The organism is Pseudomonas sp. Leaf129 (genome assembly GCF_001423465.1).
Lineage (GTDB): Bacteria > Pseudomonadota > Gammaproteobacteria > Pseudomonadales > Pseudomonadaceae > Aquipseudomonas > Aquipseudomonas coleopterorum.
This window is the reverse complement of the sequence record NZ_LMOC01000009.1, coordinates 499,588-508,539: the sequence shown is the minus strand read 5'-3', so window position 1 is coordinate 508,539 and position 8,952 is coordinate 499,588. Positions and strand designations below refer to the sequence as shown.

The window sequence follows — 8,952 nt, the reverse complement described above, 5'->3', positions numbered from 1 at the left end:
GATTCAATTGTTAAAGAGCGGTGGGTTGATTCTTTCGTCTCAACCGAGGCGCGCATTCTACGCTAGCCTCATATTCTGTCAAGCGTTTATTTCGAAGTATTTTTCCAGAAACCTGAACAACTTCAAACACTTGACTCGCTTCGATCACTCATCAGCGGGAGGCGAATTCTACAGCGTTTCAAACCGCTGTCAACTGCCTTTTTCACCGCTTCCGACCTTGAAGATCGAAGCACTTCCTCACTACCTGAACGACTAACTCATTGATTAACAAGGCGTTTATCGTTTCGGCTGCGCCGGAAGTGGGGCGAATTATAGACACTTGAAATCTGCCGTCAACCCCCAATTCAGAAAACTGTCATAAACCTTATTCACGTGCTGCTCCTATATAGAAGCAGCACTACACCACGCCTGCGGCGTGGAGTTGGTCATAGGTCTGGGCATCCATGCTCAACAGCTGCTGCAGGACTTCCTGGGTATGCTCGCCCAGCAAAGGAGGCGCATGTCGGTACTCCACAGGACTGGCGCTCAGCCGTAGTGGGCTGGCGACCATGGGGAGGGTGCCCGCCAGAGGATGTTTCAGTTGAATGGCCAGTCCCCTGGCAAGCACCTGAGGGTCGGCGAACACCTGGGCCAGATCGTTTATCGGACCGCAGGGCACGCCAGCCACTTCGAGTTCGGTGACCCACTGCTGGGTCGTCTTGAACACCGTCGCCTGCCGGATCAGGGGGATCAGCTGCGTGCGATTGGCGACCCGCTGCTGGTTGGAGGCGAAGCGGGGGTCGGTGGCCCACTCGGGATGGCCGGCCACCTGGGCGAATTTGGCGAACTGGCTATCGTTACCCACCGTCAGGATGAAATCGCCGTCGGCTGTAGGAAAATCCTGGTAGGGCACGATGTTTGGATGGGCATTGCCCAAGCGTCCAGGCGCGACGCCCGTGGTGAGATAGTTCATGGCCTGGTTGGCCAGACAGGCTACCTGCACGTCCAGCAGGGCCATATCGATCTGCTGGCCACCGCCGCCTTTGTCGCGATGCGCCAATGCAGCCAGTATGGCGACAGTGGAATACAGACCGGTCAGGATGTCAGTCAGAGCGACGCCCACCTTGGCAGGTCCGGCACCAGGATCGCCATCGGCCTTGCCGGTGAGGCTCATCAGGCCGCCCATGCCTTGCACCATGAAGTCGTACCCTGGGCGGGTGGCATAGGGGCCGGTCTGGCCGAAACCGGTGATCGAGCAGTAGATCAGTTGCGGATTCACGGCGCTGAGTGACGCATAGTCCAGCCCATACGCAGCCAGACCGCCGACCTTGAAGTTCTCGATGAGAATGTCGGAGTTCGCAGCCAGCTCGCGGACCAGCTGTTGCCCCTCGGGCCGAGTGAAGTCGATGGTGACCGAGCGCTTGTTGCGATTGGCTGCCAGGTAATAGGCGGCTTCACCGGTGCTGTTGCCTGCCTGATCCGCCAGGAACGGCGGTCCCCAGGCTCGGGTGTCGTCACCCCGGCCTGGACGCTCGACCTTGATGACCTCGGCGCCGAGGTCGGCGAGGATCTGACCCGCCCAGGGCCCAGCCAGCACGCGCGACAGATCGAGTACACGAAGATGCGAAAGCGCGCCCATGACAACCTCCTGTCAATAGAAGGCTTGCAGGCCGGTTTGCGCACGCCCCAGGATCAAGGCGTGCACGTCGTGAGTGCCTTCGTAGGTATTGACCACCTCCAGGTTGACCAGATGGCGGGCAATGCCGAATTCGTCGGAGATGCCGTTGCCGCCGAGCATGTCTCGGGCCATGCGTGCGATGTCCAGGGATTTGCCGCAGGAGTTGCGCTTCATGATCGAGGTGATCTCCACCGCCGCGGTGCCTTCGTCTTTCATCCGCCCCAGACGCAGGCAGCCTTGCAAGGCGAGGGTGATCTCGGTCTGCATGTCGGCCAGCTTCTTCTGGATGAGTTGGTTGGCGGCGAGCGGGCGACCGAACTGCTGGCGATCCAGGGTGTACTGCCGAGCGGTGTGCCAGCAGAATTCCGCTGCTCCCAACGCCCCCCAAGAGATGCCGTAACGCGCGGAGTTGAGGCAAGTGAACGGCCCTTTGAGACCACGCACATCGGGAAACATGTTTTCTTCCGGGACAAACACGTTGTCCATGACGATTTCACCGGTGATGGAGGCGCGCAGGCCGACCTTGCCGTGAATGGCGGGTGCGCTGAGGCCGGCCCAGCCTTTTTCCAGAATGAAGCCGCGGATGTCACCCGCATCGTCCTTGCCCCACACCACGAACACGTCGGCAATCGGGCTGTTGGTGATCCACATCTTGCTGCCGCTCATGCGGTAGCCGCCGTCGACCTTGCGCGCCCGTGTAACCATGGCGCCTGGATCGGAGCCGTGGTCGGGTTCGGTCAGGCCGAAGCAGCCGATCCACTCGCCACTGGCCAATTTGGGCAGGTATTTCTGCTTTTGCGCTTGAGTGCCGAATTCATTGATTGGAACCATCACCAATGACGACTGCACGCTCATCATCGAGCGGTAGCCGGAGTCCACCCGCTCTACCTCACGGGCGATCAGGCCATAACAGACGTAGTTGAGACCACTGCCGCCGAATTCTTCCGGGATCGTGGCGCCGAGCAGACCCATCTCGCCCATTTCGCGAAAGATGGAGGGATCGGTGGTTTCATGGCGAAAGGCTTCCAGAACACGCGGCATGAGCTTGTCCTGCGCGTACTGCTCCGCACTGTCGCGCACCATGCGCTCTTCCTGGGTAAGTTGCTGGTCCAGTAGCAGTGGGTCGATCCAGTTGAAGCTTGCCATGTGTCCGTCCTCTAGAAAGCGGTATATCCGCAGATTAGGCCGCTGTGGCTTGGCGGACAAAGCAGGATTACGCATGGGCTTGTGATAATTTCTCACTTCATAAGTGGGCCATGGTGCACAGCGCCGGGACTTGAGTGAGGAACGGTTACATGCGCAGACGAATACCCAGTACAGCCGCACTGATCTGCTTCGAGGCGGCGGCGCGCCATGAAAGTTTCACCAAGGCGTCTGCGGAGCTGTTCCTGACCCAGGGGGCGGTCTGCAGGCAGATTGCCAATCTCGAAGCGTTTCTCGATGTGCGCCTGTTTCGACGCTCCAAGCGGGGCGTGAAGCTGACCGAAGCGGGATTGTCTTACAGCCGCCGGGTGGCCGCGCAACTCGATGCTGTGGAGCGCGAGACGCTGGCGGTGATGGGTCAGCAGGGCGCCAGCACCTTGGAGCTGGCCGTGGTGCCGACTTTCGGTACCCAATGGCTGCTGCCGCGGCTGAAGGATTTCCAGCGGCATAACCCGCAGATCACGGTCCACCTGACCAACCGTACTCGGCCTTTCCTGTTCGCCGACACCGACTTCGATGCGGCGATCTACTTCGGGGACGGTGACTGGCCGGGCACGCAGACCAGCAGGCTAATGGAAGAGCATCCCGTTCCGGTGTGCAGTCCGGCGCTGCTGCAAGGGCAGCTGGCATTGACGCCAGCCCGCATTGCCGAACTTGCGCTGCTGCAGCAGAGCACTCGTCCCTATGCATGGCGACAGTGGTTTGCCAGCCTGGACATGAACGTGCCGCGTGATCTGAGCGGTCCGCGCTATGAGCTGTTCTCCATGCTGGCTCAGGCAGCGGTACATGAAATGGGGATTGCGCTCATTCCTCCGTTTCTGATCCAGCGGGAGTTGCGCGAGGGCAGCCTGGTCGTTGCCAATCCCCACGAGCTGAACAGTTCCAAAGCCTATTACCTGGCCGTGCCGGACAGGCATCGCGAGTTGGGATCGCTGCGAGTGTTTCGCGACTGGCTGATGCAACAGGCGCAGGATTATCACGCAATGGAAGGGCGCCAGCATCGCTGACGATGCGTAGTGGTGCCGTTAAATACCCTACAGATATATGTTTATGGCGCGTTTCTGAAACATATGGAAAAGCGCGAATTTTCAGCGCCAGCCTTTGCACTGCCTGACTATGGCGTGTTTTTGACGCTGATTGGTCTCTGCCCTGCAAATATTTCGCAAATTATTTCGAAGCACCCAGTCATCGCTGTAACTCCCGATTTAGAAGGCTTTGAGCCCTACCGCTGTGACATTCGGTCACAGCGTGACTTGTAGTGCTCTGCGTGTATCGCTCCATAAGCTGTTGAAGCCGCTCGTCGGGGCCTGCAAAATGCCGCGGCCCGCCGTTTTCAGGCGGTATCGTGCTGATGGGCCATCGCAGAATGAGCCATTGCCAGTGCTTGGGTACGACCAGGAAGAAGATCCAGCAGGAGATATAACGTGCACATTGGTGTTCCTCTCGAAACGCAGCAGGGCGAGACACGTGTAGCCGCCACCCCGGAGACCATCAAGAAGCTGGTCGCTCAGGGCCATGTGGTGACGGTTGAAAGTGGCGCAGGCGTGCGCGCGAGCGTGACCGACGGTGCCTATGAGGCCGCTGGCGCGATCATTGGCAGCGCGGCGCAGGTGTTTGCCACGCAGTTGGTGCTCAAGGTCAATCCCCCCAACGACGCAGAACTTTTGCAGATGAGCACCGGTACGGTGCTGCTGGGCATGCTCAACCCGTTCAACAACGAGTTGATCGCCAAGATGGCGGAGCGGGGCATCAGTGCTTTCGCCCTCGAGGCAGCGCCTCGTACGTCACGTGCGCAGAGCCTGGACGTGCTGTCTTCGCAAGCCAACATCGCCGGCTACAAGTCAGTGCTGCTGGCGGCGCATCACTACCCACGGTTCATGCCGATGCTGATGACCGCAGCCGGTACCGTCAAGGCGGCACGGGTGCTGATTCTGGGTGCCGGGGTGGCGGGGCTGCAGGCCATCGCCACGGCCAAGCGCCTGGGTGCGGTGATCGAGGCCTCGGACGTACGTCCTGCGGTGAAGGAGCAGATCGAATCGCTGGGGGCGAAGTTCATCGATGTGCCGTACGAAACCGACGAGGAACGCGAATGCGCCGAAGGCACGGGGGGTTACGCCCGGCCCATGCCTGCCAGCTGGATGCAGCGTCAGGCGCAGGCGGTTCACGAGCGCGCCAAGCAGGCTGACATCGTCATCACCACTGCGCTGATTCCAGGGCGCAAGGCGCCTACATTGCTCAGCGCCGAAACAGTGGCGCAGATGAAGCCTGGCTCGGTGGTGATCGACCTCGCAGCCCTGCAGGGCGGCAACTGCCCACTGACCGTGGCCGATCAGGTGGTGGTGCATAACGGCGTGACCATCGTCGGGCCGACCAACCTGCCGGCGCAGGTGGGTGCCGACGCTTCGGCGCTGTATGCCCGCAACCTGCTGGATTTCATGAAGCTGCTGTTCGACAAGGAAGGGCAGTTCACCATCAACCTGGAAGACGACATCGTCGCCGCGTGCCTGATGTGCCGCGATGGCCAGATCGTGCGCAAGAACGGCTGAGGACACTACAAATGGAAGACATGCTGATCTCCCACGGTATCTACAACCTGATCATTTTCGTGCTGGCCATCTATGTCGGCTATCACGTGGTCTGGAACGTGACACCTGCGCTGCACACACCACTGATGGCCGTGACCAACGCCATTTCGGCCATTGTCATCGTTGGTGCCATGCTCGCCGCAGCGCTGACCGTGACGCCTCTGGGCAAGACCATGGGCACCCTTGCCGTTGCGCTGGCAGCGGTGAACGTATTCGGCGGATTCCTGGTGACCCGGCGGATGCTGGAGATGTTCAAGAAGAAAGCCCCGAAAGTGAAGGATGAGGCGTCCAAACAATGAGCATGAACCTGGTTACGCTTCTTTATCTGGTGGCATCGGTGTGCTTCATCCAGGCATTGAAGGGTCTGTCCCATCCGACCACGTCGCGACGCGGCAACCTGTTCGGCATGCTGGGCATGACCCTCGCGGTGCTCACCACCGTCGGCCTGATCTACAAGCTGGGCGCAGAACTGGCAACCGCCGGCATCGGCTACGTGCTGGTCGGTCTGCTGGTGGGCGGTACCGCTGGGTCGATCATGGCCAAGCGCGTGGAAATGACCAAGATGCCGGAGCTGGTGGCCTTCATGCACAGCATGATCGGTCTGGCAGCAGTGTTCATCGCTATCGCCGCCGTGGTCGAGCCGCAATCGCTGGGCATCGTCGCGCACCTGGGTGACGCGATTCCAACTGGTAACCGCCTGGAACTGTTCCTGGGCGCAGCGATTGGCGCCATCACCTTTTCCGGCTCGGTGATTGCTTTCGGCAAGCTGTCCGGCAAATACAAGTTCCGCCTGTTCCAGGGCGCGCCCGTGCAGTTTGCCGGCCAGCACAAGCTCAATCTGCTGATCGGCCTGGGCACCTTGCTGTGTGGTCTTATCTTCATGTTCACGGGCAGCTATGCCGCCTTTGGCCTGATGCTGGCCCTGGCGTTCGTCTTGGGTGTGCTGTTGATCATCCCGATCGGCGGGGCAGACATGCCGGTGGTGGTGTCCATGCTCAACAGCTATTCGGGCTGGGCTGCAGCGGGCATCGGATTCTCGCTGAACAACTCGATGCTGATCATCGCCGGTTCGCTGGTGGGTTCCAGCGGTGCGATTCTGTCCTACATCATGTGCAAGGCGATGAACCGTTCGTTCTTCAACGTCATTGGCGGTGGCTTCGGCGCCGTTGCGGACGCGGGCCCGGCGGGTGCCAAGGAAGCACGACCAGTGAAATCGGGCTCGGCGGACGATGCCACGTTCCTGCTGACCAACGCCGACACCGTGATCATCGTGCCTGGCTATGGCCTGGCCGTGGCCCGCGCGCAGCATGCGCTCAAGGAGCTGACCGAGAAACTGACCCACGCCGGCGTGACCGTCAAATATGCGATCCATCCGGTGGCCGGACGTATGCCGGGGCATATGAACGTGCTGCTGGCCGAAGCCGAAGTGCCTTATGACCAGGTCTTCGAGATGGACGACATCAACTCCGAGTTCGGCCAGGCCGACGTGGTGCTGGTGCTCGGCGCCAACGACGTGGTCAACCCGGCGGCCAAGAACGATCCGAAATCACCCATTGCGGGGATGCCGATCCTTGAAGCGTTCAAAGCCAAGACCATCATCGTCAACAAGCGCTCGATGGCCAGCGGCTACGCCGGTTTGGACAACGAGCTGTTCTACCTGGACAAGACCATGATGGTCTTCGGCGATGCCAAGAAAGTCATCGAAGACATGGTCAAAGCTGTGGAGTAAACGCCGCACCAGGCGATGCACTGTGAACGGCTAACCCCGCCCATGGCGGGGTTTTTTGCATCTACGGTAAAAGTGTTTTACGGGAAAAGGTGCGGAATAGAGCGGTTGATGCGACTTTGGTCGCAGGACGCGACTGCCTGCATTCACTAGACTGCGCAGCACGCGTTTCGCTTCTCGGGATAATGAACATGCACGCTGACCGTATTCGCCTGGCTTCCTTGCAGGACAAGATAATGAGCGCCGCCCAGGCGGCTGAACTGATCGAAGATGGCATGACCGTGGGCATGAGTGGCTTCACCCGTGCCGGGGAGGCCAAGGCCGTTCCCCAGGCGCTGGCGGAACGCGCGCTGCGCACACCGCTCAAGATCAGCCTGATGACTGGCGCCAGTCTGGGTAATGACCTGGACAAGCAGTTGACCGAAGCCGGCGTGCTGGCCCGGCGCATGCCATTCCAGGTCGACAGCACCTTGCGCAAGGCCATCAATGCCGGCTCGGTGATGTTCATCGACCAGCATCTGTCCGATACCGTGGAACAGCTGCGCAACCGCCAGATCAAGGCCGTCGACCTGGCCGTCATCGAATGCGTCGCCATTACCGAGGAAGGGCATCTGGTGCTCAGTACGTCGGTGGGCAACTCGGCAAGTTTCGCGATCCTGGCCGAACAGGTGATCGTCGAGATCAACCTGGCGCAGCCGTTGGAGCTGGAAGGCCTGCACGACATCTATATTCCTAGCTATCGGCCCACACGCCTGCCGATCCCGGTGTTGAGCGCCGATACCCGCATCGGCCGCTGCGCGGTACAGATCGACCCGGCGAAGATCAGCGCCATCGTCATCAGCCAGCAGGCCGACTCACCATCGACTGTGCTGCCACCGGACGACGATACCCAGGCGATCGCGGGGCATCTGGTGGACTTTTTCAAGAGCGAGGTCGACGCAGGGCGTTTGACCAACAGCCTCATGCCGTTGCAGGCGGGCATCGGCACCATCGCCAATGCGGTGATGCACGGCCTGCTGGATTCACCGTTCGACAACTTGACGATGTACTCCGAAGTGCTGCAGGACTCGACCTTCGACCTGTTCGATGCCGGCAAGCTGGCGTTCGCTTCGGGCAGCTCCATGACCTTGTCGGCGCGAAAGCATGCGGAAGTCTTCAGCCACTTCGAACGATACAAATCGCGCCTGGTGCTGCGTCCGCAGGAGATTTCCAATCACCCGGAGGTGATTCGACGCCTGGGCATCATCGGTATCAACACTGCGCTGGAGTTCGACCTGTACGGCAACGTGAACTCTACCCATGTCTGCGGCACCCGGATGATGAATGGCATCGGCGGGTCGGGTGATTTTGCGCGCAACGCCCACCTGGCCATCTTCGTCACCAAATCGATTGCCAAGGGTGGTGCAATTTCCAGCGTCGTACCCATGGTCAGCCATGTCGACCACACCGAACACGACGTCGATATCCTGGTGACCGAGCAGGGCCTGGCGGATCTGCGCGGCCTGGCACCGCGGGAGCGGGCGCAGGCGGTGATCGATAACTGTGTTCATCCCCAGTATCGAGAGGCCCTGCAGGGCTATTTCGATCAGGCATGCCTACGTGGCGGCCACACGCCTCATGTCTTGCAGGAAGCACTGCAATGGCACATCAACCTGGAAGAGACCGGGCGCATGTTGGCGAGCTGAAGCGCACAGTTTAGCTGTGATGCAATACAGTTCTTGGATGTGGTATCTGGACTCACCAGCATGAAGCATAAACTGTACTACTGTACGGGTAAAAAT

The 8,952-nt window shown here is 60.2% G+C and carries 7 protein-coding genes; 5 read left to right on the top strand and 2 right to left on the bottom strand.

Annotated features, from left to right (window positions below):
- Positions 1 to 397 precede the first annotated feature (397 nt).
- Both ASF66_RS18705 and ASF66_RS18700 read right to left on the bottom strand, forming a co-directional pair.
- On the bottom strand, positions 398 to 1,618 hold the full coding sequence (locus ASF66_RS18705; protein ID WP_056844908.1) for a CaiB/BaiF CoA transferase family protein: 1,221 nt from the start codon (positions 1,616 to 1,618) through the stop codon (positions 398 to 400).
- Between the two features lie 12 nt (positions 1,619 to 1,630).
- The gene (locus ASF66_RS18700; protein WP_056844907.1) at positions 1,631 to 2,803 is read right to left on the bottom strand and encodes an acyl-CoA dehydrogenase; all 1,173 of its coding nucleotides are present in this window, start codon (positions 2,801 to 2,803) and stop codon (positions 1,631 to 1,633) included.
- 149 nt (positions 2,804 to 2,952) lie between these two features.
- Here ASF66_RS18700 and ASF66_RS18695 point away from each other — a divergent pair, with 149 nt between their 5' ends.
- The 5 genes from ASF66_RS18695 (at position 2,953) to ASF66_RS18675 (ending at position 8,856) form a co-directional block, all read left to right on the top strand.
- Complete coding sequence (locus ASF66_RS18695; RefSeq protein WP_056844906.1) at positions 2,953 to 3,867, top strand: LysR family transcriptional regulator; 915 nt, start codon at positions 2,953 to 2,955, stop codon at positions 3,865 to 3,867.
- 417 nt (positions 3,868 to 4,284) lie between these two features.
- Entirely contained in the window at positions 4,285 to 5,406 is a 1,122-nt protein-coding gene (locus ASF66_RS18690; protein WP_049860539.1) for a Re/Si-specific NAD(P)(+) transhydrogenase subunit alpha, read from the top strand.
- An 11-nt stretch (positions 5,407 to 5,417) separates the two neighbouring features.
- Entirely contained in the window at positions 5,418 to 5,744 is a 327-nt protein-coding gene (locus tag ASF66_RS18685) for an NAD(P) transhydrogenase subunit alpha (RefSeq protein WP_043191874.1), read from the top strand.
- Positions 5,741 to 7,174: an NAD(P)(+) transhydrogenase (Re/Si-specific) subunit beta gene (locus ASF66_RS18680; RefSeq protein ID WP_056844905.1), complete on the top strand. Its 1,434-nt coding sequence runs from the start codon at positions 5,741 to 5,743 to the stop codon at positions 7,172 to 7,174. Before ASF66_RS18685 ends, ASF66_RS18680 begins: the two co-directional genes overlap by 4 nt.
- 188 nt (positions 7,175 to 7,362) lie before the next feature.
- Entirely contained in the window at positions 7,363 to 8,856 is a 1,494-nt protein-coding gene (locus ASF66_RS18675) for an acetyl-CoA hydrolase/transferase family protein (protein WP_056844904.1), read from the top strand.
- The last annotated feature ends 96 nt before the right edge of the window (positions 8,857 to 8,952 follow it).

Excerpts from the sequence above, each read along its gene's own strand:
- ASF66_RS18705 (WP_056844908.1), bottom strand. The coding sequence starts at position 1,618 with ATGGGCGCGCTTTCGCATCTTCGTGTACTCGATCTGTCGCGCGTGCTG.
- ASF66_RS18700 (WP_056844907.1), bottom strand. The coding sequence starts at position 2,803 with ATGGCAAGCTTCAACTGGATCGACCCACTGCTACTGGACCAGCAACTT.
- ASF66_RS18695 (WP_056844906.1), top strand. The coding sequence starts at position 2,953 with ATGCGCAGACGAATACCCAGTACAGCCGCACTGATCTGCTTCGAGGCG.
- ASF66_RS18685 (WP_043191874.1), top strand. The coding sequence starts at position 5,418 with ATGGAAGACATGCTGATCTCCCACGGTATCTACAACCTGATCATTTTC.
- ASF66_RS18680 (WP_056844905.1), top strand. The coding sequence starts at position 5,741 with ATGAGCATGAACCTGGTTACGCTTCTTTATCTGGTGGCATCGGTGTGC.
- ASF66_RS18675 (WP_056844904.1), top strand. The coding sequence starts at position 7,363 with ATGCACGCTGACCGTATTCGCCTGGCTTCCTTGCAGGACAAGATAATG.